This window comes from Pseudomonas sp. S5D5 (genome assembly GCF_003013355.1).
Lineage (GTDB): Bacteria > Pseudomonadota > Gammaproteobacteria > Pseudomonadales > Pseudomonadaceae > Aquipseudomonas > Aquipseudomonas aylmerensis.
In genome coordinates, this window is record NZ_PTEO01000001.1 from 4,711,167 (window position 1) to 4,734,879 (window position 23,713).

Below are 23,713 nucleotides of genomic sequence, written 5' to 3' on the forward strand. Positions count from 1 at the left end.
CCCTCAGACGGCGCGCGCGGTGTGGATGACAAAATCACAGGTCATCATGTCGTAGTCGCGCTGGAAATCACCGTAGCTCTCATGCGCGCCAAACCCGGACGCAAGCACCTCGGTGGCCAACTTGCCCGGCAACAACGGATACACCTTCAAGCGATACTGTTCGGTCTCATCGAAGGTGTAGATGAACTCACACAGGTGTTGATCGACGTGCCCCAGGGTCACGCAGGCGTTGGTGCCGCAATAGTAGTAATTGCCGCTGGCCTTGAAGTTGCCCGCGCGAATCGCGAAGAAATTCCGCTGATCCACAATCAGCAGGCCGCCCGGCTTGAGCAGTGCCCTGAACTTCTCCAGCACCCGCAATCGATCATGGGCTTCAAAGACGTGGCACAGCGAACTGCCCAGGCACACCACCGCGTCGAACTTGCCCAGCACGGTAGGATCCAGCGCGAGCCAATCCATGTAGTGCGATTCGATCTCCAGGCCGCGTTGCCGGAAGTTTTCCCGCGCCTTGGTCAGCATGGTGCTGCTGCCGTCCGTGGCCACCACCTCAAACCCAGCTTCCTTGAGCTGGACCGCGTGGAAGCCGCTGCCCGTCGACACATCGATCACCGAGCGCACACCGTGCTGGCGCAACAGCTCTTCAAAAAAGCCGCTCTCCCCGGCCTTTCGTTTTTCCCAATCGATCAACTCGTCCCAACGCTCCACGAAGTCTGCGGAGTATTGCGTGGCATAACTGGCGACTTCGCTGTGTTTGCGCCCTGACATCTGATTCATCACACACCTACCAAGTTGAATTTTTGAAGGCCAGGTACTTGCTCGCCAATTCCCGGGCAAAGTCGGCGGACTGCTCGATGGACATGGTTTGCTTGGAGTACCCCAGCAGCGCCTGCATGACGGCCATGCATTGCGGGTTGTAGGTGACCGATCCGTCACAGTGGATTTCGTCGATGCCATCCTGGCCCTGGCAGATGCTATTGATGCGCACCGCCTCGTCCTGGGGGCAGGCCTCGCTGAACTGCACGTCGATCCGCCCCTCGTGCAGCTTCACCGGATAGCCACCCGGCAGCCCAAGTGGGCCCGGTGCATGCACCCACACCGGCGTGGGGGAAAACAGGCCCTCAATGACGGTGACCGCAGAGCAGGCCGTCAGGAACTGCCCATCGATCCCGCCCAGGCGGCGGAACTCGGACTTCACCGTGGAGAAGATCTCTGTGTCTGACAGGCGCGTCACTGGTGGCCGGTCGCGCACCTCGTATAACAAGCGGTAGCTGGCACGCGGCGGCAACCCACCGCGCGGCACGTAGTGGCTGAAGTAGTGCTGGGTATACAACTGCACCTGCACGTCGGCGGGCGCGCATTCGAGCAACCGCGCGATGGAAAGCTGCGTGGCCGGGATCAGGTTGGCCACGTTGCCTACGCCGATATCCGGCGCCAGGCCGACCCTGGCCAGAATCGGATTGACGGCATCGGGGAAGGCCGCATTCACGGTCCTGGCCGAGATGCCGGAGGCTTTTACCGCCTGCATCAGGCAATGCATCAACGTCAGGTGCATAGGCAACCAGGGACCGAATTGCGCCTGGTCGAGCTGCTCGAACGACAACCTCGGCAAGCCGGTAATCACCCGCCACGATTGCAACGACGCGCAGTTCACCAGCATGTCCGGCGCTTCTTCACGCAGCACTCGCGTCACCTTGGGGATGTCCGTCAGGTCGGCGATCACCGGCTTGATTGCGATGTACTGGCCCAACTGGGCGCAGGACAGCGCCACCAGGTTGCACAGCCGGACAGTCGACTCTTCGTTGCGCCCCAGCACCACAAATTCGAAGGCGTTCTTTGGCCCGAGAATCTTCAGGATCTGCAGGCACAAGTTGCCGGCGCCCACCAGCAGCAGTTTTTTCTTGCGCAGGGAGTGGCTCACCGTGGGTAGGCTCCGTTGTCCACGGGGATGACCTTGCCGGTCATGTGCCGGAAGCCCTCACCGATCAGCAGCAAAATCACCTCGGCCACGCCGCTGGGCAGGATGGGATCCTTGAGGATCTCCTGGCGTGCGTACTCCACACGGCGGTACTCGGGGATGGTGTCGTAGATCGCGGTCTCATGGATCAGCGCCGGCGAGACCGCGTTGACCCGCACAAACGGCGCGAAATTCCAGGCATTGGCCTTGGTCAGGCCGATGACCGCGGCCTTGGTCGCACCGTAGAGTGCGTCACAGCTGCCGACCTCGCCCGCTACCGAGGAAATATTGACGATGGCGCGCGGGGCCTCGTGCTTCATCTCGCGCTCGGCAAAATCCTTGGACAGATAGACCAGCGCCTTGAGGTTCACATTGAGGATTTCGTCGATCTGCTCATCGGAATAGGCGTAGACGCTTTTGCCGTGGTAGATCCCGGCGTTATTGACCAGCCCGTAGATCGTTGTATGGCGCTCATACAGCGCGGGGATAAACCCCTTGATAACGGCGGGGTCGGAGAAGTCGGCGACGTGGGTCTCCAGGACCTCGCGGCCATGAAGCCCCTGCAGCCGTTCCAGGCCCTGTCGATCCTTGTCGGCCGCAATAACGAAGTAACCGTCCTTAATCGCCTGTTCGACAGTCGCCCGGCCGATGCCATTGGCCGCGCCGGTAATAATCAACTTCTTCATACCACAATCCTTATTGGCAAAATTCATTCATGCGCGCATAAAACGTGCGGTGGTATTCGTACAACTCCCGCAACTTCGGAAATTGATCGAGTACTGTCATATCAATCTGTTGTTTAGCCGGTGAAATAATCCGTTCACTGTTTTCTGCCGCCACGTGCCAACTTCTCCAGGTTTTCCACTGGGGCGGGCATTCACGTTTCCACGTCATGGCGTGAGGCAGGAATTCAATCTCCAGGTAATTACATAGTTTGCGTATTACCCGTTCCGGCTCAGCCGCCAGATCATCGGCATTGATCACATAGGGCACTGTTCCGGTCAGTTTGGTGACCACGCAAAAGATGTCATATAAGGCTTTATGCCCAATGGCCTGGACAGGCATATCGGGATGGACGCGATGATGGGAAATAATGCTGCTGGCCGGTTCACGAATAAGAAAAATGTTGGCTTGTTGTGCGAGGAACCCAAGATCAACTTTCAAGTCATCCAGGCAGTGGTAGCACATGTCTTTATGAAACACGTTGCTGCGCTCTTTAGCCGCCAGCAGGTGCTCTTTGATGCCCTCGTACGTGGTGGGCAAACTGTGGTCCCACTCATCCGATGGGATCGCCGATGCCTCGGTAAACGCCATGTGCGCAAAAGGCTCGTGGAACACTTCAAAATCTCCACGCTCGATGAACACCCGTTCCAGCACGGTGGAGCGCGAACGTGGGTGGGCCCACAACCCGATCATCTTGTTCATGCGATCACCCCGAATTCGGCAGCGAGCAGCGCGGTGAGCGACCGCTTGAACGGCTTCGCCACCGGGCAGAGTCGCACGCAGTAATCGGCCAGCCGCCGATGCGCGCTGTTGGCCTCGTTGCAGGCGTTGATAAACGCCTCATGGTTGCCGAAGTCGTACGCTTCGATGCTGTCGATGAAATAGGCTTCGCAGAAATACGGAATCCGGATCAGCTTGGCGAAGATCGACGCCGGCGGCGTCAACGGCTGCGTCGCCGGGACAACCGGCTTGCCGTGGCTCTCACGCTCGATCAGAAACTCCACCACGTCCGGCGTCAGCGTGTAGCAGGTCGCCTTCAGCCCGGTTTTTTCCAGATGCCAGCAGTGCTTGTTGCCGCGCTCGTCGACATCGATCTTGATGCTGGACAACAGGGTCTTGACCGGCACCGTCGACGCCGCGACCAGCGCCTGGATCTGCTCGTAGACCATCAGTTCGGCCCAGCGCAGTTCCTCCGGGCTCAACGCCAGGCCGCGCTCTGCCGCCTGCAACGCAAATTCGGGCTGACAGGCAAACCGTCCGATCATGAAGGTGATCACGTGCCGGCAATGACGGGTGTCGATACCGTGACTGCGTGCGGTCGCCATGCCCCGCTCGATGGCCTGCAGGCCGGCCTGGAACTGCGAGACCGTGAAGCAGAAGGTGATATTCACCGAACCGCCCCGGGCCACCAGGTATTCGACGGTGGCCATGCCCTCCAGGCTGCCGGGCACCTTGACCATCACGTTCGGCGCCAGCTGCTGCAGCTCCAGCCCACGGGCCGTCATGCGTTCGATACAACGCACATCCACCGGGTCGACCTGCGCGCACATCCAGCCTTCGACCTGGCCCGACTGCACCCAGAGCGCCTGGAGCGCTGCGGCGCCCTCGGCGATCACTTCGTTGTAGAGCTTCTTGCGCAATTCTGCGGGCGACAGGCTCGCCAGGTTGAAGCGCGACGACCAATACTCGCGCTTGTCGAGAATCGCTGCGGTCACCAGCCGGGGGTTGGTGGTCACACTGCTGAAGCCGCTGCCCTGCGAGAACTCATCGGGCATCACCTGCTCGATATGCGCAATCGCCGCCGGGTACTTGTCCAGCAAGTGACTTTTAAAAGGCGCGTACACCACCGGCGATGAATCCCACCACACTTCTGAACCGGGGTCATTGGCCTTAAGCCGTTCTCTATAACCGTGTACGCTCACAACGCCTCCTCCCTGAGTAAGGTCAATGATTAATAAGGGACAACACTTCACGCATATCGGAAAACGGTAATGCCCCGGCCGCTGCCAACTGCGCGTGGCGACTGGGCGGGCCAAACCCCAGCACTTTTATATGCGCAGCCATCGCCGCCTGGACGCCGGTGACACTGTCTTCAACTACCCAGGCGTCAGCGGTGTCAATGTTGTAAGTTGCACAGGCGGTTAAAAACACCAGGGGATCGGGTTTCCAACGGCCCAACTCATAACAACTGAATATCCGCCCCTCGAAGTAAGGCAACAGCCCGGTAATGCGCAGGCAATGTTCTATCTTGTTGCGCGGCGCACTCGACGCTACGCAATAAGGCACCGTCAAGGACTGCAGGACTTCAACCATTCCATCAGTGGCTTTCAAGTTGAGTGTCAGTGCCGCCAGGGCCTGGTGTCGAAAGTGTGCTTCGAACTGACTGTCCAACTCGATATTTAATAACCCTTGCGCTTCGCGCAAACACTCAGCGATGCGACGACCGCGGAAGCGCTCGATATACGTTTCTTCATCCAGTTTGAAACTGCCCGTTACTTGGGCATTCAGCAGGGTAATCAACACAGACAGGGTGATTTCTTCACTGTGAACTAAGACACCGTCGCAATCGAAGATAATCAACTTGGGAGCGCGTAATAACGCGGCCCGTTTTTCCTGCTCTGGTAGTTCCCCTATAACGGCCGACAGGCACATACATTTCTCTTATAGGTGGCCCCGCGATGACATCCGAACTACCAACGGAGCGGGTTGAGGTGTGCCTATAAGACACGCGACAAAAAATCCTGTCAAACGCTTTTGAGCGGTTTTTTAGTATCTTATGGTTATTTCTTATTATTCTTTTATTCCATTTATCACCATGGTGGTAGTCGCTAAAATCACACGGATGAACTTCCGTTGCGCGGCGTCAGTCAGCTACTTGAACTCACGAATTTAAGGTCGGGTGGGCAATGCACATCTCGTTGGAGCAACAAGTGGCACTGGTGACAGGCGCCAGTTCCGGAATCGGCGCCGGCGCGGCCAAGGCGTTGGCCCAGGCCGGCGCCGCCGTCGTGCTCAATTACAACGCCCAGGCCGCACCGGCCGAAGCCCTGGCGGCCGAGATTAATGCAGAAGGCGGCCGGGCGATTGCCATTGGCGCCGATGTGTCCAAAGAGGCCGACGTAGAACGTTTATTCGCCCAGACCCTCGAGGCCTTCGGTCACCTCGACATCCTGGTGGCCAATTCCGGTATGCAAAAGGACGCCAACCTGGTCGACATGAGCCTGGACGACTGGAACAGCGTGATCGGCGTCAACCTCACCGGGCAGTTCCTGTGTGCACGCGCGGCCGTGCGTATCTTCAATCGCCAGGGCCTGCGTGAAGGCGTGTCGCGGGCGGCCGGCAAGATCATCCACATGAGTTCGGTGCACCAGCTCATTCCCTGGGCCGGGCATGTGAATTACGCGGCGTCCAAGGGCGGCGTGGAAATGTTGATGCGCACCCTCGCCCAGGAAGTCAGCGAACAGCGCATCCGCATCAACGGCATTGCGCCCGGCGCGATCCGCACCGCAATCAACCGCGCCGCCACTGAAGGCGCGGCAGCGAAGGAGCTGCTGAAGCTGATTCCCTACGGCCGTATCGGCGATGTGGAGGACGTGGCCAACGCGGTGGTGTGGCTGGCCAGTGATGCCTCCGACTATGTAGTGGGGAGCACCTTGTTTATTGACGGCGGCATGAGCCTTTATCCGGAGTTTCGTGGCAATGGTTGATTTGAACGACGAGCAACAAAGCGCCATCGATGCCCACGGCATCATTGGCGACATGCGCAGTGCCGCCCTGGTGAATGACAAAGGCAGCATCGATTTCTTCTGCTGGCCGGAATTCGACAGCCCGTCGATCTTCTGCTCGTTGCTGGACACCCCCGGTGCGGGGATTTTCCAACTCACCCCCGACCTGCCCAACGCGCGACGCGAGCAGATCTACCTGCCTGATACCAATGTGCTGCAAACCCGCTGGCTCAGCGACGAAGCCGTGGTCGAAGTCACCGACCTGCTGACCATCAGCGAAGAAATCGACGACCTGCCCCTGCTGATCCGCCGCGTGCGTGTGGTCAGCGGCAAGGCCACCCTCCACCTGCGTTGCGTCGTGCGCCATGATTACGCGCGCGCGTCCACCCACGCCGCCCTCGATAACGGCACCGTGTGTTTCACCGCCGATGGCCAGCCAGGCCTGCGCCTGGCCGGCAGCCACCCGCTGCAGATCGAAAACGACGCCGCCGTGGCGCACTTTGAGCTGGGCCAGGAAGAAGGCGCCGAGTTCGTGCTCGGCGGCCAGGACGATGAGCGCGTGGACAGCGGCTGCACAGACCTTGCACTGGCCCATACCTTGAAGTTCTGGCGCGGCTGGATCGCGCAGTCGAACTATCGCGGGCGCTGGCGCGAAATGGTCAACCGCTCGGCCCTGGCGCTCAAGCTGCTGACCTCGCGCAAACACGGCGCAATCATTGCCGCCGCGACCTTCGGACTGCCGGAAACCCCAGGCGGCGAGCGCAATTGGGACTACCGCTACACCTGGATCCGCGACGCCTCGTTCACCGTCTACGCCTTCATGCGCCTGGGCTTCGTCGAAGAAGCCAACGCCTATATGCGTTGGCTCAAAGGCCGGGTCAGCGACTGCTGCGGCCAGCCGACCAAGATCAATATCCTCTACGGCATCGACGGGCGCCAGGAGCTGCCCGAAACCCAGCTGGAGCATTTGAGCGGCCACGGTGGCGCCAAACCGGTGCGCATCGGCAATGAGGCGGTCGACCAGATCCAGCTGGATATCTATGGCGAACTGATGGACGCGGTGTACCTGGTCAACAAGTACGGCGAGGCCATCTCCCACGAGGGCTGGAAACACACGGTGGAAGTCACCGATCAGGTCTGCGAGATCTGGAACCGCAAAGACGTGGGCATCTGGGAGATGCGCGGCGAGCAGCATCACTTCCTGCATTCGCGGCTGATGTGCTGGGTAGCCCTGGACCGGGCGATCCGCCTGGCGTCCAAGCGCTCGCTGCCGGCGCCGTTTGCACGCTGGGACCAGACGCGCCAGGCCATCTACGCCGACATCTGGAGCAACTTCTGGAACGAGGAACGCGGACACTTCGTGCAGCACATCGGCAGCACGGCGCTCGACGGCTCGATGCTGCTGATGCCGCTGGTGCGCTTCGTCGCCGCCACCGACCCGCGCTGGCTCTCGACCCTGGAAGCCATCCAGAAAAGCCTGGTGCGCGATGGCATGGTCTACCGCTACCGCAACGACGACAGCCAGATCGACGGCCTGCAAGGCACCGAAGGCGCGTTTGCCGCCTGCTCGTTCTGGTACGTCGAATGCCTGGCCCGCGCCGGGCAAGTGGAGAAGGCCCACCTGGAGTTCGAGCAACTGCTGCGCTACGCCAACCCGCTGGGGTTGTACGCCGAAGAGTTCGACAGCCAGGCCCACCACCTCGGCAATACCCCCCAGGCCCTGAGCCATCTGGCGTTGATCAGCGCGGCCACTTTCCTGGACCGCAAGCTCAGCGGCGAGAAGACCACCTGGCAACCCTGAGGTGGGCTGTGCACAATGGGGCGCCCCTCGACCCGTCACGGGAGCCCCATGCGCCAGGTACTGCTGATCATCGATGTGCAACCGTCCTTCAACCCTCCCGAGTGGCTGGTGGACGGCATCAATGCCCTGCTCGGGCGATTGCCGTCAGTGGCCACCGTGGAGCGCCATGACGAGAGCATCACGCCCTTCACCCGCCAGCTCGGCTGGCAACCGGCGCCGGATGACCCCAGCCTGATCGCGGCAGATCGCGTCTTCATCAAGCACGGCTATGCGCCGACACCCGAAACCATCGCCTACCTGAAAAGCCTGGCCCCCGAGCGCGTGCTGGTGTGCGGCATCCAGACCGACACCTGCGTATTGGCGGCGGGGTTTGCGTTGTTCGATGCCGGGCTGCAGCCGACCTTGATCAGCGACTTGACGGTCGGCTCGTCGCTGGATCGCTCGGGCAAGCTGGGCGTGGATCTGTGGCGGCACCACTTCAAACAGGTGCGCAGCAGCGCCGAGCTGGACCTAGACAAGTAACCCCACTGCCTTCAGGCGCGCCCTATCCCGTCACGCCCGTGGACTACAGTTGCAACACCGCTGACCAACCGACAGGAGCCCCCATGACCGCACTGCTCTATATACGTACCTCCATGCTCGACGTGGCTTATGAAGCCCATGGCCCCGCCGACGGTACCCCGGTGATCCTGTTGCATGGCTTTCCCTACGACCCGCGCGGCTACGACGCAATCGCGCCGGTGCTGGCCGCGCGCGGGTGTCGGGTGCTGGTGCCGTACCTGCGCGGTTATGGCCCGACGCGGTTTATCAATGAGCAAGTGCTGCGCTCCGGGCAACAGGCGGCGCTGGCCAAGGATTTGCTCGAGTTCATGGATGCGTTGTCGATCCCGCAGGCCACGCTTGCCGGGTACGACTGGGGTGGCCGCGCCGCGTGTATTGTCGCGGCGCTGTGGCCGCAGCGGGTGCGCGGGTTGGTGACCGGGGACGGCTACAACATCCAGGACATCGCCAAGTCGCTCAAGCCGCGTTCGCCCGTGACGGAGCATCGGTTGTGGTACCAGTTCTACTTTCATACCCAGCGCGGCGTGGACGGGCTGACCGCCAATCGCACGGAGTTGTGCAAGTTGCTCTGGTCACTGTGGTCGCCGTCCTGGGCCGAGGGGCCGAGCCTGTATGACCAGACGGCGCCGTCGTTCGACAATCCGGACTTTGTCGAGGTGGTGATTCACTCCTATCGCCATCGCTTCATGTACGCACCCGGCGACCCGGCGTTGGAGCCCATCGAAGTGGCGCTGGCCCTGCAACCGCCGATTTCGGTGCCGAGCATTTCGCTGTGTGGCGCCGATGATGGCGTGGGACCAGCGCCGGAAGAGGACGACGATATGGAGCACTTCAGCGGCTTTTACCGGCGCGAAGTGTTGCCCGGCGTCGGCCACAATATTCCCCAGGAAGCCCCGCAGGCGACTCTGGCAGCGATCATTGAGTTGCTCGACCGACGCTAGGGCGCAGCCGCAAGCCGGAAGCTGAAGACGCTGCCCTGCCCCGCCACGCTTTCCGCCCACAGCGTGCCGCCATGGGCCTGGATGATCCCGTGGGAAATGTACAAGCCCAGGCCGCTGCCGGTGGGGTTGCCCTCGCGGGACGTCCAGTAGCGTTCGAAGATGTAAGGCAGTTGCGCCGCGCCGATGCCCGCGCCGTTGTCGCAGACGCGAAACAGCACGTGATCATCCGCCGCCTGGGCGAGCACCTCAATTGCGCCGCCCAGGCCGGTGAATTTCAGGGCATTGCCGAGCAGATTGGAAAACACCTGGAACAGTCGCTCCGGGTCGGCCTCGACGCGCAGCCCTGGCTGGGCCTGCCAGGTCAGGTTGACGCCCTTGGCCGCCGCCAGCGGCTGCCACATCAGGCCCAGTTGCTCCAGGGTCGTCACCACATCCAGCGGTTGCGGGGCCACCCGGTAACGCCCGGCCTCGATGCGCGAAATATCAATCAGGTCTTCGAGCAAGGTGTTCATGCGCGAGGTAGCGTTCTGCATGGTTTCAATCGCGCTGGTCAGGCGCAGGCTGGCCTTGGTGTCGTCGACGGGCACCAGCTTGCGCATCATGCCGCATTGCATCAGCAGAATGGTCAGCGGGCTGCGCAGGTCATGGGAGACTACCGCCACCAACTCATCCCGCGCACGCACGGCGGCGTGTTCGCGCTGTACCTGGCGCGCCAGGTCATGTTCCAGGGCGTGGCGGCGCAGGCTTTCCACCGCCAGCAACTCCGAGGGCGACCATTGCAGCGCCTTGCCGTCGACCTGCTGCTTCCATCGCTCAAACGACAGGCGCGGGCTCAATGTAGTCGTGCCCGTTTCGCGCGATTTGATCGGCTCGCCGCTCCAGTGCACGGTGGTCTGGACCTCGGGGCGGAACCACATCACCGCGTTATCCACCGGCTTTGGCAGGCGAAAAGCCAACAGGCCGCTGGCGATGGCTTGATAAGCCACCGCCGGCGGGAACTCCGCGCCCAATTGATGGCTGCAGACCACGCCCTTGCCCTGCGCCTGGATCCACGGATACAAGGCGCGGATCTCTTCCTCGGTGGGGCACACGCCAAACCGGTGCAGCCGCGCCTCCACCAGAATCGCCAGCCCATCGGCGGCCGTCAGGTTGAGCAAGGTCTGCGCGTGCGGGCGCAGGCTCTCCATCACGTCACAGGTCTGCAGCGCCATGGCAGTCGCCAGTGCATCGATCATGCTGGTTTTTTCCTGCTGCTGGCGGCGGGCCTCCTGCTCCTGGAGCAAGGTGATCTGCATCGACAGCAACTGGCCAATGCTGGTGCAGGCGGTGCGCAACTCATGGGGTACGCGCAAGGGCTCGCGGTGGCCGCAGGTGATCAGGCCCCAGAGCTGGTCGTCCTTGAGCAGGGAAATGCTCATCGACGAACGCACGCCCATGTTTTTCAGGTAATGGCAGTGCACCGGCGAGACACTGCGCAGCACCGCGAAACTGAGGTCCAGCGCCTGGCCGGTGTCGGGGCGCAGGGCCGGCAGGATCGGCACTGGCGTGTAGGCGGCATCGGGAATCACGCGAATCCAGTTCAGCCGGTACAGTTCACGCGCCTGGGGCGGGATATCCGACGCCGGGAAACACAGGCCCAGGTACGGCGGCATGCCGTCACTGAGGGACTCGCCGATCACCTTGCCGTGGCCCTCCTGCTCGAAGCGGTACAGGGTGACGCGGTCATAGCCGGTGAGTGCGCGGATCTCGGTGACGCAGATCTGGTACAGCCCATCGAGGCTCTTCGCCGACTGCAGGCGACGCAGGGCACGGGCGACATGCAGCGCGGCGGCATGCCGGGGTGTCACGGCGCGCTCCAGTTCGAGAAACAGCAAGCCCTGGTGCCGGTGCAGCAAGGCGTCAAAAAGATCACCGTTGAGCGTCACTGGGCGCAGCTCGTCTTCATCCGTGTCCAGGTCGACCAGCGCCAGGCGCACCTGGGCCAACGCGTCTGCGCCGATCAGGCTGCCCAGCGCCTGGCCGCACAACGACTCGCCGCCAAGGCCCAACACGGTATTGACGTTGGCGCTGGCCTGCAGCACCACCAGCGTCGGCTCACCGAGGGTCAGCAGCAACCCGTGGGGCTGGATCGAGCCGGGAATGTGAATAGGCTCGCTTGCGCAATCGTCCGACAGGGGGACGGCGCCGATCACAGGCAATGGCTTCATGAGCAGCGTCACGCCGGGGGGCGGAGGAAACAGCGGTGCAGCGGCGGGTGCTCACTGCGCAAGGTAGTCAGCCAACATAGCACCTTGGTACAGATGTGTACGTTTTCGTTCAAGCCGGATCGTAGAACCGCTCGCGGTAGGCCTGGGGCGTGACTTGCAGGGCGCGCAAAAAGCTGCGGCGCAGCGTCTCTTCACAGCCAAAACCGCAGTGCACGGCGATGCGCTTGATCGATGCGGTGCTGTCGGCCAGTTGCCGGCGTGCGGTTTCAACCCGGATCAACTCGACGGCGCGCGCGGGCGTCTGGCCAGTTTCGGCGCGGTAGTGACGCACGAAACTGCGCTCGCTCATGCCCGCCTGGGCGGCGAGCGTCGCGATGTTGAGGTCGAGGGTGAGGTTGTCGGCGATCCAGGCGTGCAGCTCGGCAAAGCGGCTGCCGGCTTTTTGCAGCGACAGGGTCACGCTGAACTGCGATTGACCGCCGGGGCGCTTGAGGAACACCACCAGGTGCCGCGCCACTTCCAGGGCCACGGCGCGGCCCAGGTCTTCCTCGACCAGGGCCAGGCACAAGTCGATGCCGGCCGTGACACCGGCGGACGTCCACACTGAGCCTTGCTGGATAAAGATCGGGTTGGACTCCACCGTCAGCGCGGGAAACTTGCGCGCCAGTTCCTCGCAGCGGGTCCAGTGGGTAGCGACGCGGCGGCCGTCGAGCAAGCCGCTGGCCGCCAGCAGGAAAGCCCCGGTGCACACCGACGTCATGCGCCGGGTATGACGGGATTTTTCACGCACCCACTGCACCAGCGCGGCGTCTTCGGCGACGCCATACACACCCCAGCCACCGGCGATCACCAAGGTGTCGCAAGGTGCGTCAACAGGGGGCAGCGGCTGCGCCACCAACGCCAGGCCCGCCGAGGTCATGACCGGCTCTGCCTGGTCGGCGATCACGCTGACGGCGTACGGCAACGGCAAGCCGCGTTGGCGCGCCAGGTCATTGGCCGAGGCGAACACCTGCAACGGCCCGGTCACGTCGAGGACCTGGGCGTTATCGAAAGCGAGGACGTGGATGATTCTTGGCATGATTGGCGTGATTGGTGGGTTCAATGGCGTATTCGCCAAAGCCTAGGCCTCTAGAGTGAAGTCGTCCACCCCTTTAGCGGAGCTTCATTCATGACCTTGCAGATTGGCTTTCTGTTGTTCCCCGGCATCCAGCAACTGGACCTGACCGGCCCTTATGACGTGCTGGGCTCGCTGCCGGAGGTGAAGCTGCACCTGATATGGAAAGACCTCGCACCGGTCACGTCCAGCACCGGCCTGGTGTTCACCCCGACCATGACTTATGCCGACTGCCCTGCCCTGGATGTGATTTGCGTGCCCGGCGGTTCCGGCGTGGGCGCATTGATGGAAGACCCGTCCACCCTGGACTTCCTCAAGGCCCAGGCGCACACCGCGCGCTACGTGACTTCGGTGTGCACCGGCTCGCTGGTGCTCGGCGCAGCGGGTTTGCTGCGCGGGCGCAAGGCCACGACTCACTGGGCCTACCACGACCTGCTCGCCCCGCTTGGCGCGATCCCGGTCCAGGCGCGTGTCGTGCGCGACGGCAACCTGTTCACCGGTGGCGGGATCACCGCCGGTATCGACTTCGCCCTGACCCTGGCGGCCGAGCTGTACAGCGAAGCGGCGGCGCAACTGGTGCAACTGCAGATCGAATACGCGCCGGCGCCGCCGTTTGATTCGGGCAGCCCCGACACCGCCCCGAAGCACGTGCTGGAAGAAGCCCACAAACGCACCGCCGAGTCGCGCAAGACCCGGGGGGAAATCGTCGCACGGGCGGCAGCACGGTTGGGCTGAGGTTGAGCCTGGCGAGCTGGCGGTACCTGTGGCGAGCTTGCTCGCCACAACAGGCTCAGGCCGGACGAGACATCAGCGCCAGGCGCACGGCCAGCACGGTCAACACCGTCGCCAGGCCCCATTTCTGCAACGCCGCACCCGCTGGACGGCCGGCAAAAAACCGGCTGACAGCGCCGCCGAAAATTCCCAGCAACAGGTGAAAAACCGCGGCGATCACCGTCAGTACGCCGCCCAGCACCAGCAGTTGTATCGCGATCGACCCCGTCTCAGGGCGCACGAATTGCGGCAGGAATACCACAAAGAACAGCAGCGCCTTGGGGTTGAGCAGGCTGTTGAGCATGGCCTGCAAAAACACACGGCCCAGCGGCACCCGCTCGACTTGGGCCTGCGCCCCACCCGGGCGTTTCTGCAGCGTCTTGAACACCAGCCACAGCAGATAGATCACCCCGGCAAAGCGGATCAGGTCGAACGACGGCGGCCAACTCGCGACCACCGCAGTGACCCCCGAGGCGGTCAACCCGGTCAACAGCAGGTCTGCCACGCCAATGCCCAGCGCCGAGGCCATTCCCCCGCGCCAGCCATGGGTCACGCCATGGGTGATGACAAACGCCATGTTCGGCCCCGGCGATAACAGCAACAGCAGCACAGCACCGGAAAACACCGCCAGGGTTGCAAGGTCGATCATGCTCGCGCCGTCCATGAGGAAAAGCCTGCAGATTAGTCGGCTCACCCCGGCCGAACAAAAAATTGTGCTGGATACATTGCGTGCCGGGAATTGCGAATGGCCACGACCACCGTCTAGAATGCGAAACATTATCAATTAAGACTGCTGCGCCAGGATGCCCATGTCGAGCGACCACCCACTGGACCATGCCGCCATCGGCCAGCTGTACCACGCCCATCATTCCTGGCTGCGTGGCTGGCTGAACCGCCGCACCGGTTGCCGTGAACATGCCGCCGACCTGGCGCAGGAAACCTTCGTGCGCTTGCTCAACGCGCGCAAGCAGCAGACCTTGCAACAGCCTCGCGCCTACCTGAGCAGCATCGCGCGCAGCCTGATGATCGACCAATATCGGCGCCGCGAATTGGAACGCGCCTACCTCGAAAGCCTCGCCCACTTCCCCGAGGTCGAGGTGCCGTCGGAAGAAACCCGGTGGCTGATCCTCGACAGCCTGGAACGCATCGACCGCCTGCTCGACCAACTCAAGCCACGGGTGCGCGAAGCCTTCCTGCTGGCGCAACTGGATGGCCTGACCTGCGCGCAGATCGCCCTGCGCCTGGGCGTGTCCAAGGCTACCGTGGAGCGCGACCTGGCCAAGGCGCTGCACGCCTGTTATCGGTTGCGCTATGCCGAACTCTGACCCGCGCCTGGTGGACCAGGCCATTCAATGGATGATCAAGCTGCGTTTCAACGTGGCCGACGACGCCAGCACCGCCGCGTTCGATCGCTGGCTGCACACCAGCGCCGAGCACCAGCAGGTGTGGCAGCGGGTGGCGACCATGAACGATGATTTCAACCAACTGCCGGCCCAGGTCGGCCGCCATGCCCTGCAAGGTGCGCGTCAACGCATCAGCCGCCGCGAAGGCTTGAAGCTGCTCGGACTGGTGGCCGGGGCAGCGGGATTGACCTGGCTCGGTCGCGACTACACACCGCTGCCCGGATTGATGGCCGACTACCGCACCGCCACGGGTGAGCGGCGTTGGGTGGCGTTGGACGACGGCAGCAAGATCCAGCTCAACAGCGCCAGCGCCTTCGACGCCACGTTCAGTGCCGAGCGCCGCCTGGTGCACCTGCACCGGGGCGAAATGCTGGTGAACACGGGCGTCGACGACCGGCCACTGTGGGTACAGACCCGCGACGGTTACCTGCGTGCCCTCGGCAGCCGCTTCCTGGTGCGTGAAGAAGCCCAGGGCACGCTGCTCGCCGTCCAACAGGGCGCCGTGGCGTTATTTGCCAACAGCCGGGAGGCCAACGCGCGCCACGTGCTCAAGCCCGGCGAGCAGGTGCTGTTCGACCACACCGGCATTCATGCGCCCATCGCCAACGGCCTCGATCCCTGGGGTTGGAGTGACGGCGTGATCAGTGCCCACAATATGCGCCTGGACGACTTCCTCAGCGAACTGAGCCGCTATCGCAATGGCCTGCTGCGTTGCAGTGAAGCCGTGGCCGGGTTGTGCGTGTCGGGGACTTATCAGTTGAACGATACCGATCAGGTGCTGAGCCTGGTGGCGCAATCGCTGCCCGTCGACGTCACCTACCGCAGCCGCTATTGGGTGACCGTCAGCCCTCGGGTTTAACGCTTCGAAAAATAAATGAGGTGAATTCTCATTGCCGCTCGACCTGTAAGGAAAGGCCGATCAACAGGCCGGTTCTGTCCACTTCCTTCAGGAGCATCCCGCGGTCATGCAAGCGTTCCCCTCACAACGTTCTCCACTCAAGCGCGCGGTACAGGCCGCCTTGCTCGGTGCCTGCCTCAGTGGCGGCGCCGTGCCGCTGGCCGTGCTGGCCGACACCTTGGCGAGTGACACCCAGGCCCGCGACTGGAACATCGCCGCCGGCTCCCTGGCCAGTGCGCTGGACCAGTTCGCCCGCCAGGCCGGGATCAGCCTGTCGTACGACGCCACCAGCGTGGCCGGCAAGGCCAGCCCGGGCCTGAGTGGCCGCTTCGACCGCGAGCAAGCCCTCGGCCAGTTGCTGCGCGGCCAGGGCCTGCAAGCCCAGCGCCAGGGCAGCAGCAACTGGCTGCTGTTGCCGCAAGTGGCCGACACCGGCGCACTCAACCTCGGCGCCACCACCGTCACCGGCGACCGCCTGGGGGCAACCACCGATGGCACCGGGTCCTACACCACCGGCGCAGTCACCATCGGTAAAGGTCAACACAGCCTGCGCGAAACGCCGCAATCGGTGAGTGTGATGACCCGCCAATTGATGGATGACCAGAACCTCACCACCATCGACGACGTGATGGAGCGCACGCCCGGCATCACCTCCTATGAATCGCCGATGGGCGGCAAGTATTTCTATTCCCGTGGTTTCAAGATGCTTGGCCAGTACCAGTACGACGGCGTGCCGCTGGACATGGGCAAGGACTACGCACAGGCCGACAGTTTCAGCGCCAACATGGCGATCTATGACCGTGTGGAAGTGCTCAAGGGGGCCGCCGGCATGCTCAAGGGTGCCGGCACGGCCAGCGGCGCGGTGAACTTCGTGCGCAAGCGGCCACAGGCCAGCCCCACCACCAGCCTGTCGCTGTCCGCCGGCACCTGGGACAATTACCGCGCCGACGTCGACACCGGCGGCCCGCTGAATGACAGCGGCACGGTGCGCGGCCGTGCGACGGTCAGCCAGCAGAATCGTGGCTCCTACATGGACATCGCCAAGCGCCAGGACCAGGCCTTCTACGGCGCCCTCGACATCGACCTCAGCGCCGACACCACCCTCGGCCTCGGCGCCAGTTATGAAGATGTCGATGCCACCCCGTGCTGGGGCGGCCTGCCGCGCTACGCCGACGGCAAGAGTGCCAAGCTCAGCCGCTCGACCTGCCTGGGCCAATCCTGGAACGACTGGCAGAGCCGGCGCGCCACGTACTTCGCCGACCTCACGCAGCAGCTCAACGACGACTGGAAACTCAAGGTCGCGGCCGTGCACAGTCGCAACCTGCAAGACATCAAGTACGCCGCCAGCGAAGGCACCATTGCCTACGACAACCCAGCTCCCACCGCCGTTTCCTACGCGGCGCTGATGGATTACGACCACAAGGACTTCGGCCTCGACGCCTACCTCGACGGCAAATTCGAAGCCTTCGGCCTGCAGCACGAACTGATCCTCGGCGCCAACGGCAGCCGTGGCACCCAGGACGACATCTACGCGATCCAGAACCTGCCCACGCGCCAGAGCATTTACCAACCCAACCATCACTTCCCGGAACCGGCCGACAACACCTTCTGGCCCAACATGTACCGTGGCAGCACCATCAAGGAGACCGCGACCCAGTACGGCACTTACGCGACCTTGCGCCTGCGCCTGGCCGAGCCCTTGATGTTCATCGTGGGCAGCCGCGTGAGCTGGTACGAAAACCGTCGCCAGTCCTACAGCCTCGGTTGGGGCGAATGGTCGCTGCAGGATGCTCGCACGAAGGAAACCGGCGAGGTCACACCGTTCGCCGCGCTGATCTATGACCTCAACGAGCACCTGTCGGTGTACGCCAGCTACGCGGATATCTTCCAGCCGCAAAGCGCCTACGCCACCGCCGACGGCGCCGCGCTCAAGCCGAAAATCGGCGACAACTACGAGCTGGGCATCAAGGGCGAGTGGTTCGAGGGGCGCCTCAACAGCTCCCTGGCGCTGTTTCGCTCCATCGAGAAAAACGGCGCCGAAACCGACTACCTGAGTTTCTGCCCGACCTCCGCCGATGGCTATTGCTACACCGATACCGGCAAGGTCCGCGCCCAGGGCGTGGAGGCCGAAGTCAGCGGCGAACTGCTCGAACGCCTGCAGGTGTCCGGCGGCTACACGTACACCCAGACCAAGACCCTGAAGAACATCGACAGCGCCGCAGAAGGCGGTGTTTCCAACAGCTACGTACCGCGCCACATGCTGCGGATGTGGGGCGACTACCAGCTCGACGGCGCGCTGTCGAAATGGAGCGTGGGTGCCGGGGTCAATGCCCAGAGCAGCAATTACCGCGTACAGACCATCAAGCTGGAGCAGGCCGGCTACGCGACCTGGAGCGCGCGCCTGGCCTACCGCCTCGACGACACCTGGACCGTGGCGGTCAATGGCAACAATCTCTTCGACAAAACCTATTACAACACCGTCGGAACTGCATCATGGGGCAACTTCTACGGTGAACCGCGCAATTTCACCGTTAGTTTGAAAGGCAACTTCTGATCCCGCGAAACCCCCAGTGGCAGGGCACTTAGTGCGCCCTGCCACGCCCTCTTTGTCCCCCCTTCCTAGTGCCGCTGGAAAAAGGTTTGTCCTTTAAAGAGGAAAAATCTCACATTTGTTCCTACACTCAAAAACACACCCATTCACCGAGTGTTCGGACAAGGAATGTCAATAAAATGCCGCTTAAAAGACTGATTAACCTGTCTAGCACGCCGCCCCCGCACCATCGTCAATTCGTTGACTAAGCACGAAAAGGGAACACTCCTTTAGTCACTATCGCCGCAAAATCCCTTCAAATGGATAGCTTCACTGATATGTGCATTTGGATTGGTAGTTGCGTATTACCCAGAGTAGCCGTAGTTCGAAGTGCCCTCTAACGCCATCGCGGCTTTATTGAAGCGACAACGAACAACAGCAACTGGAGTGCAATGAGGGATGTTTTATGCGAGAAAAGTCGTCCGTCGACAGCCTGTTTTTAACGCGCGCCGGTTTTGTTGAGTTCTTTGTCGTTTTCGTCAAATTGATCCATGGCCTCACGGCCATTCTGCCGCCGCTGGTCCTGGTGCTTTTCCTGGACCCGTTGGCCCCTGAGTTGCGCCCGCATTTCATCGGCCTGCTGGTATTTTTCGCAGTGCTGACCATCATTCTGTTCCAGGCCCTGGGCATCTATTCCGAGGAGCTGTTCAGCAACCGCCTGCGTCTCAAAGCCAAGATCAAGGCCTGGACCGCAGCGTTTTGCATCCTGCTGTTCATGTACCAGATCCTGCAGTTTTTCCCGCAGTTGAGCCCGCGCAACCTGGCCGCGTGGTACGTCGCCAGCCTGGGCTTGCTGTGCCTCGAACGCCTGGTCATGCTGCGCCTGTACCGCCGGCTGATGAGCGCCGGCAAGTACCTGCAACGCACGGTGATCCTGGGCTTTACCGACACGGCCGTGCACGTTGCCGACCACCTGCAGCGCAACGGTGATATCCGCTCCGGCCTGATCGGTTTTATCGACGACCGCACCGAGCGGATCCCCAAGGAGCTGAGCAACCTGCCCTTGCTCGGCAACACTCGCGACCTGGAAAAACTGATCCGCGCCGAGCAGGTCAACCAGGTCATGATCTGCCTGCCGTGGGCCGCCGAGCAACGCATCCACGGGCTGGTCAACCGTCTGCGGCAGATGTCGGTGAACGTGATGCTGGTGCCCGACATGGCCGCCCTGCGCTACGGCCACAGCCGCATCACCGACGTGGGCGGGATCCTGATGTTCAACACCTCGCAATTGCCCTTGCGCGGCTGGTCGCCGGTGATCAAGCGCTGTGAGGATTTCCTCCTGGCGAGCCTGGCCCTGGTGGCGTTGTCACCGGTGATGCTGGCGACCGCGATTGCGATCAAACTCGATTCCAAGGGGCCGGTGCTGTTTCGCCAGAACCGCTACGGCTATAACGACAACGAAATCCGCGTGTTCAAGTTCCGCTCGATGTTCACCGACCAGAGCGACTTCACTGCCGAGCGCCAGACCACCCGCCAGGACCCGCGCATCACCCGCGTGGGTCGCATCATCCGCAAGACCAGCATCGACGAGTTGCCGCAGCTGTTCAACGTGCTGCTGGGCAACATGTCCATGGTCGGCCCGCGCCCGCACGCCACCGCCACCAAGGCCGCGGGCATTCCCTTCGAAGTGGCGGTGAGCGAGTACAGCTCGCGGCACCGGGTCAAGCCCGGCATCACCGGCTGGGCGCAAATCAATGGTTACCGGGGTGAGACCGACACCCTGTTCAAAATCCAGAAACGTGTCGAGTACGACCTGGAGTACATCTCCAAGTGGTCGGTGTGGTTTGACTTGTACATCGTCTTCATGACGGTCCCGGCCGTCCTTTCCACCAAGGAAGTCTATTGATGAATACCCTCAACGGATTAATTCCCTGCATCATTTCCGGTGGTTCGGGCACGCGGCTGTGGCCGGTGTCCCGGCAGAACATGCCCAAGCCGTTCATGCGCATGCGCGATGGCCAGAGCCTGCTGCAAAAGACCTTCCAGCGCGCCGCCAAGCTGCCCGGCGTGGAAAGCGTGTTGACGGTGACCAACCGCGACCTGCTGTTTCGCACCCTGGATGACTACCGCCTGGTCAACAAGGCGCACCTGCCGCTGGATTTGCTGCTGGAGCCGTTCGGCCGCAACACGGCCGCGGCGATTGCCGTGGCGGCGCTGCATGTGCAGGAGCATTTCGGCGGCGATGCGCAATTGCTGGTGATGCCTGCCGACCACTTGATCCTCAATGAAGTCGCGTTCGCCGCGGCGGTGACCCAGGCCCGCGACCTGGCCGAGGCCGGCTACCTGGTGACCTTCGGCATCCAGCCCGACCACCCGGAAACCGGCTTCGGCTATATCGAACAAGGTGAGCCGCTGAGCACCGGCAACCGGGTCAAACGCTTCGTCGAGAAGCCCGACCTGGCCACCGCACAGGCCTACCTCGATGGCGGCAAGCACCTGTGGAACGCCGGCATGTTCTGCTTCAAGGCCAGCACCCTGGTGGAGGAACTGGCCACCCATGCCCCCGACGTGCTGGAGGCCGCGCGCGCCGCGCTGGAACACAGCCAGAGCCTGCAGAACAAAACCTCGCGCCAGCGTGAGCTGGACGCCGATGCCTTTGGCAGCGCCCCGGATATTTCCATCGACGTGGCCCTGATGGAAAAGTCCCAGCAAGTCGCCGTGGTGCCCTGCGATATCGGCTGGAGCGACATCGGCTCCTGGGAAGCGCTGCGCCAGCTCACGCCCAGCGATGCGCACGGCAACCAGGTCAACGGCGAAGCGATCCTGCATGACGTGCACAACTGCTACATCGACTCGCCCAAGCGCGTATTGGGCGCGGTGGGCGTGCGTGACCTGATCATCGTCGACACCCCGGATGCGCTGCTGATCGCCGACGCCAACCGCAGCCAGGACGTGCGCTACATCGTCGCCGAACTCAAGCGCCAGAACCACCCGGCGTACAGCCTGCACCGTACCGTCACGCGGCCGTGGGGCACCTACACCGTGCTCGAGGAAAGCAGCCGCTTCAAGATCAAGCGCATCGTGGTCAAGCCCCAGGCCTCGCTGTCATTGCAGATGCACCACCATCGCAGCGAACACTGGGTGGTGGTCAGCGGCGCAGCGCAGATCACCAACGGCGAGCGTGAATTCCTGATCAACGCCAACGAGTCCACGTACATCCCTGCCGGGCACAAACACCGGCTGACCAACCCCGGCATCATCGACCTGGTGATGATCGAGGTGCAGAGCGGCGAGTACCTGGGCGAAGACGACATCGTGCGCTTCGACGACATCTACGGGCGCGCCCCTCTCGAGGCGAAGAAATGACATGCGCACTTCGCTGATCATCCCGACCCGAAACGCCTCCAGCCACCTGGCGCGCTTGCTGCCGGCGCTGAAGATGCAAACCCTGCAACCGGACGAGATGCTGGTAGTCGACAGCGCCTCCAGCGATGACACCGTGGCGCGTTTTCGCGAGTTCGGTGCGCGGGTCGAGGTGATCGACGCGCGTGATTTCAACCACGGCGGCACGCGCCGCTGGGCCAGCGAACAGGTGGGTGGCGACGCGCTGATCGTCATGACTCAGGACGCCATCCCCGCGACCCCGCAGACCTTCGCCAACCTGCTGGAGGAATTGCAACAGGACCCGCTCAACGGCGTGGCTTATGGTCGCCAGCTACCGCACCCCGATGCCGGCGTGCTGGGCGCGCAGTCGCGGCACTTCAACTACCCGGAGCAGAGCCGCAGCAAAAGCCTGGCCGATGCGCCCGTGCTGGGGATCAAGACCTGCTTCAGCTCCGACTCGTTTTCGGTGTACCGGCGCAGCGTGCTGCAGGCGGTCGGCGGCTTTCCCGCCGACGTGATCGGCAGCGAAGACGCCTACGTTGCGGCGCGCATGCTGCTCGAAGGCTACAAGGTGCGCTACGCCGCCACGGCGCTGGTGCATCACTCCCACGATTACAAACTCATGGATGAGTTTCATCGCTACTTCGACATTGGCGTGTTCTACGGTCGCGAACCGTGGATCAGACAGGCCTTTGGCGACGCCGGCGGTGAAGGCAAACGCTATGTGCTGGCCGAACTCGCGGCCTTGCGCAAAGCCGGTGCCTTGCACCGCGTACCCGAAGTGCTGGTGCGCAGCGCGTTCAAGTTGCTCGGCTACCGCCTGGGCCATCTTGAGCGCCGCCTGCCGCTGGCCCTCAAGCGGCGCATCAGCATGTTTCCCGGTTATTGGAGGTGAGCAGCATGACCCACAGGAAGTCCCGCTTGATCAAACCCGCCGTGCTCGCCTTGGCCATGCTGGCCCTGTCCGCCTGCAATACGCCGGCACGCATCGTCCCGCCCGACGACCAGACTGTCGAGGACGGCAAGCGCGCCCTCGACCAACTCGCCCAACTGCCGCCGGCGGTGGAACGCATCCGCATCGGCGACCAGTTGCGTATCGTCCGCGATGCCGGCGAGATGCCGACGCTGTCGGCGTTCAACGTCAGCACCATCTACGAGCTGACGCTGTATACGGTGCAGAACGACGGCAAGATCAACTACCCCTTCCTGGGGCCGATCCAGGTGGCGCATCGCACCCCCGCCGAGGTCGCCGCCGACCTGACCAAGAGCCTCGCGCCGGTGTACCGCGAGCCACGCGTGACGGTGAACATCAACCAGGCACCGGGCAACTCGGTGATTGTCGGTGGCGCGGTGAACAACCCGACGGCGGTCCAGATCGCCACGGCCAACACACTCGAGCAGGCAATCGTCGGCGCCGGCGGGGTCAACCCCTCGGGCAACGCGAGCATGGTCGCCTTGCTGCGTGAAGATGCCCAAGGCGCCTACCACGCCTACTTCCTGGATTTCAGCCAGTACCTCAAGACCGGCCCCAACGGGCGCAAACAAGTGCCGCTGCAACGCGGTGACGTGGTGTTCGTGCCCAAATCCAACGTAGGCGAGCGCATCCAGGGCGTGGATACCTACCTGAACCAACTGATCCCGTTCACCAAATCCATTGGGGTTGGCTACAACTACACCAGAACCAGCGGCGGCAATAACTAA

At 62.8% G+C, this 23,713-nt stretch carries 21 protein-coding genes; 12 read left to right on the plus strand and 9 right to left on the minus strand.

All coding sequences use genetic code 11. The features are described 5' to 3' along the window. Positions 1–3: 3 nt before the first annotated feature. The 6 genes from C9990_RS21345 to C9990_RS21370 all read right to left on the minus strand — a co-directional run bounded on the left by C9990_RS21345 (position 4) and on the right by C9990_RS21370 (position 5,329). A complete protein-coding gene (locus tag C9990_RS21345; RefSeq protein ID WP_065907189.1) occupies positions 4–774 on the minus strand; it encodes a bifunctional 2-polyprenyl-6-hydroxyphenol methylase/3-demethylubiquinol 3-O-methyltransferase UbiG in 771 nt (256 codons plus the stop codon). 7 nt (positions 775–781) lie between these two features. Continuing rightward, positions 782–1,918 carry a hypothetical protein gene (locus C9990_RS21350; RefSeq protein ID WP_106804599.1) on the minus strand — a complete coding sequence of 379 codons (1,137 nt, stop codon included), beginning with the start codon at positions 1,916–1,918 and terminating at the stop codon, positions 782–784. Further along, positions 1,915–2,640 (minus strand): SDR family NAD(P)-dependent oxidoreductase, encoded by a 726-nt coding sequence (locus C9990_RS21355; RefSeq protein WP_106804600.1) that lies wholly within the window; start codon positions 2,638–2,640, stop codon positions 1,915–1,917. Before C9990_RS21355 ends, C9990_RS21350 begins: the two co-directional genes overlap by 4 nt. Before the next feature lie 10 nt (positions 2,641–2,650). Further along, a complete protein-coding gene (locus C9990_RS21360; protein ID WP_106804601.1) occupies positions 2,651–3,379 on the minus strand; it encodes a sulfotransferase family protein in 729 nt (242 codons plus the stop codon). After that, positions 3,376–4,452 carry a transaldolase family protein gene (locus tag C9990_RS21365; RefSeq protein WP_216864351.1) on the minus strand — a complete coding sequence of 359 codons (1,077 nt, stop codon included), beginning with the start codon at positions 4,450–4,452 and terminating at the stop codon, positions 3,376–3,378. The genes C9990_RS21360 and C9990_RS21365 overlap by 4 nt, the downstream gene beginning before the upstream one ends. Positions 4,453–4,621: 169 nt before the next feature. Beyond that, positions 4,622–5,329, minus strand: coding sequence for an HAD family phosphatase (locus C9990_RS21370; protein WP_065907202.1), 708 nt, complete (start codon positions 5,327–5,329; stop codon positions 4,622–4,624). Between the two features lie 254 nt (positions 5,330–5,583). On the opposite strand from C9990_RS21370, the gene C9990_RS21375 reads away from it, so the two are divergent. From C9990_RS21375 to C9990_RS21390, 4 genes are all read left to right on the plus strand, one after another. Further along, complete coding sequence (locus C9990_RS21375) at positions 5,584–6,384, plus strand: glucose 1-dehydrogenase (RefSeq protein ID WP_106804602.1); 801 nt, start codon at positions 5,584–5,586, stop codon at positions 6,382–6,384. Next, positions 6,377–8,203, plus strand: a complete 1,827-nt coding sequence (locus C9990_RS21380; RefSeq protein ID WP_106804603.1) for a glycoside hydrolase family 15 protein — start codon at positions 6,377–6,379, stop codon at positions 8,201–8,203. The genes C9990_RS21375 and C9990_RS21380 overlap by 8 nt, the downstream gene beginning before the upstream one ends. Positions 8,204–8,251: 48 nt before the next feature. Next, complete coding sequence (locus C9990_RS21385) at positions 8,252–8,725, plus strand: cysteine hydrolase family protein (protein ID WP_065907210.1); 474 nt, start codon at positions 8,252–8,254, stop codon at positions 8,723–8,725. 83 nt (positions 8,726–8,808) lie between these two features. Continuing rightward, entirely contained in the window at positions 8,809–9,705 is an 897-nt protein-coding gene (locus tag C9990_RS21390) for an alpha/beta fold hydrolase (protein ID WP_106804604.1), read from the plus strand. Here the strand turns inward: C9990_RS21390 and C9990_RS21395 are convergent. Continuing rightward, positions 9,702–11,912 (minus strand): ATP-binding protein, encoded by a 2,211-nt coding sequence (locus C9990_RS21395; protein WP_106804605.1) that lies wholly within the window; start codon positions 11,910–11,912, stop codon positions 9,702–9,704. The genes C9990_RS21390 and C9990_RS21395 overlap by 4 nt on opposite strands. Before the next feature lie 109 nt (positions 11,913–12,021). Continuing rightward, positions 12,022–12,990: a GlxA family transcriptional regulator gene (locus C9990_RS21400; RefSeq protein WP_106804606.1), complete on the minus strand. Its 969-nt coding sequence runs from the start codon at positions 12,988–12,990 to the stop codon at positions 12,022–12,024. A 90-nt stretch (positions 12,991–13,080) separates the two neighbouring features. On the opposite strand from C9990_RS21400, the gene inhA reads away from it, so the two are divergent. Further along, positions 13,081–13,761 carry an isonitrile hydratase gene (gene inhA, locus C9990_RS21405; RefSeq protein WP_065907219.1) on the plus strand — a complete coding sequence of 227 codons (681 nt, stop codon included), beginning with the start codon at positions 13,081–13,083 and terminating at the stop codon, positions 13,759–13,761. 55 nt (positions 13,762–13,816) lie between these two features. On the opposite strand, the gene C9990_RS21410 is transcribed toward inhA, so the two are convergent. Beyond that, the gene (locus tag C9990_RS21410; RefSeq protein ID WP_065907308.1) at positions 13,817–14,446 is read right to left on the minus strand and encodes a LysE family translocator; all 630 of its coding nucleotides are present in this window, start codon (positions 14,444–14,446) and stop codon (positions 13,817–13,819) included. A gap of 160 nt (positions 14,447–14,606) precedes the next feature. On the opposite strand from C9990_RS21410, the gene C9990_RS21415 reads away from it, so the two are divergent. The 7 genes from C9990_RS21415 to C9990_RS21445 all read left to right on the plus strand — a co-directional run bounded on the left by C9990_RS21415 (position 14,607) and on the right by C9990_RS21445 (position 23,713). Continuing rightward, positions 14,607–15,122: a sigma-70 family RNA polymerase sigma factor gene (locus C9990_RS21415; protein WP_106804607.1), complete on the plus strand. Its 516-nt coding sequence runs from the start codon at positions 14,607–14,609 to the stop codon at positions 15,120–15,122. Then, positions 15,109–16,059: a FecR domain-containing protein gene (locus C9990_RS21420; RefSeq protein ID WP_106804608.1), complete on the plus strand. Its 951-nt coding sequence runs from the start codon at positions 15,109–15,111 to the stop codon at positions 16,057–16,059. Before C9990_RS21415 ends, C9990_RS21420 begins: the two co-directional genes overlap by 14 nt. Before the next feature lie 106 nt (positions 16,060–16,165). Then, entirely contained in the window at positions 16,166–18,652 is a 2,487-nt protein-coding gene (locus C9990_RS21425) for a TonB-dependent siderophore receptor (protein WP_106804609.1), read from the plus strand. 442 nt (positions 18,653–19,094) lie between these two features. Beyond that, a complete protein-coding gene (locus C9990_RS21430) occupies positions 19,095–20,534 on the plus strand; it encodes an undecaprenyl-phosphate glucose phosphotransferase (RefSeq protein WP_065907235.1) in 1,440 nt (479 codons plus the stop codon). Beyond that, positions 20,534–21,994, plus strand: coding sequence for a mannose-1-phosphate guanylyltransferase/mannose-6-phosphate isomerase (locus tag C9990_RS21435; RefSeq protein WP_106804610.1), 1,461 nt, complete (start codon positions 20,534–20,536; stop codon positions 21,992–21,994). Before C9990_RS21430 ends, C9990_RS21435 begins: the two co-directional genes overlap by 1 nt. A 1-nt stretch (position 21,995) precedes the next feature. Continuing rightward, the gene (locus C9990_RS21440; protein WP_106804611.1) at positions 21,996–22,907 is read left to right on the plus strand and encodes a glycosyltransferase family 2 protein; all 912 of its coding nucleotides are present in this window, start codon (positions 21,996–21,998) and stop codon (positions 22,905–22,907) included. A 5-nt stretch (positions 22,908–22,912) separates the two neighbouring features. Then, the gene (locus C9990_RS21445) at positions 22,913–23,713 is read left to right on the plus strand and encodes a polysaccharide biosynthesis/export family protein (protein WP_207200643.1); all 801 of its coding nucleotides are present in this window, start codon (positions 22,913–22,915) and stop codon (positions 23,711–23,713) included.

Bases quoted from the DNA above. Each gene is read 5' to 3' on its own strand.
- C9990_RS21345 (WP_065907189.1), bottom strand. From the start codon at position 774: ATGAATCAGATGTCAGGGCGCAAACACAGCGAAGTCGCCAGTTATGCC.
- C9990_RS21355 (WP_106804600.1), bottom strand. From the start codon at position 2,640: ATGAAGAAGTTGATTATTACCGGCGCGGCCAATGGCATCGGCCGGGCG.
- C9990_RS21360 (WP_106804601.1), bottom strand. From the start codon at position 3,379: ATGAACAAGATGATCGGGTTGTGGGCCCACCCACGTTCGCGCTCCACC.
- C9990_RS21365 (WP_216864351.1), bottom strand. From the start codon at position 4,452: ATGCCCGATGAGTTCTCGCAGGGCAGCGGCTTCAGCAGTGTGACCACC.
- C9990_RS21370 (WP_065907202.1), bottom strand. From the start codon at position 5,329: ATGTGCCTGTCGGCCGTTATAGGGGAACTACCAGAGCAGGAAAAACGG.
- C9990_RS21375 (WP_106804602.1), top strand. From the start codon at position 5,584: ATGCACATCTCGTTGGAGCAACAAGTGGCACTGGTGACAGGCGCCAGT.
- C9990_RS21380 (WP_106804603.1), top strand. From the start codon at position 6,377: ATGGTTGATTTGAACGACGAGCAACAAAGCGCCATCGATGCCCACGGC.
- C9990_RS21385 (WP_065907210.1), top strand. From the start codon at position 8,252: ATGCGCCAGGTACTGCTGATCATCGATGTGCAACCGTCCTTCAACCCT.
- C9990_RS21390 (WP_106804604.1), top strand. From the start codon at position 8,809: ATGACCGCACTGCTCTATATACGTACCTCCATGCTCGACGTGGCTTAT.
- C9990_RS21395 (WP_106804605.1), bottom strand. From the start codon at position 11,912: ATGAAGCCATTGCCTGTGATCGGCGCCGTCCCCCTGTCGGACGATTGC.
- C9990_RS21400 (WP_106804606.1), bottom strand. From the start codon at position 12,990: ATGCCAAGAATCATCCACGTCCTCGCTTTCGATAACGCCCAGGTCCTC.
- inhA (WP_065907219.1), top strand. From the start codon at position 13,081: ATGACCTTGCAGATTGGCTTTCTGTTGTTCCCCGGCATCCAGCAACTG.
- C9990_RS21410 (WP_065907308.1), bottom strand. From the start codon at position 14,446: ATGATCGACCTTGCAACCCTGGCGGTGTTTTCCGGTGCTGTGCTGCTG.
- C9990_RS21415 (WP_106804607.1), top strand. From the start codon at position 14,607: ATGTCGAGCGACCACCCACTGGACCATGCCGCCATCGGCCAGCTGTAC.
- C9990_RS21420 (WP_106804608.1), top strand. From the start codon at position 15,109: ATGCCGAACTCTGACCCGCGCCTGGTGGACCAGGCCATTCAATGGATG.
- C9990_RS21425 (WP_106804609.1), top strand. From the start codon at position 16,166: ATGCAAGCGTTCCCCTCACAACGTTCTCCACTCAAGCGCGCGGTACAG.
- C9990_RS21430 (WP_065907235.1), top strand. From the start codon at position 19,095: ATGCGAGAAAAGTCGTCCGTCGACAGCCTGTTTTTAACGCGCGCCGGT.
- C9990_RS21435 (WP_106804610.1), top strand. From the start codon at position 20,534: ATGAATACCCTCAACGGATTAATTCCCTGCATCATTTCCGGTGGTTCG.
- C9990_RS21440 (WP_106804611.1), top strand. From the start codon at position 21,996: ATGCGCACTTCGCTGATCATCCCGACCCGAAACGCCTCCAGCCACCTG.
- C9990_RS21445 (WP_207200643.1), top strand. From the start codon at position 22,913: ATGACCCACAGGAAGTCCCGCTTGATCAAACCCGCCGTGCTCGCCTTG.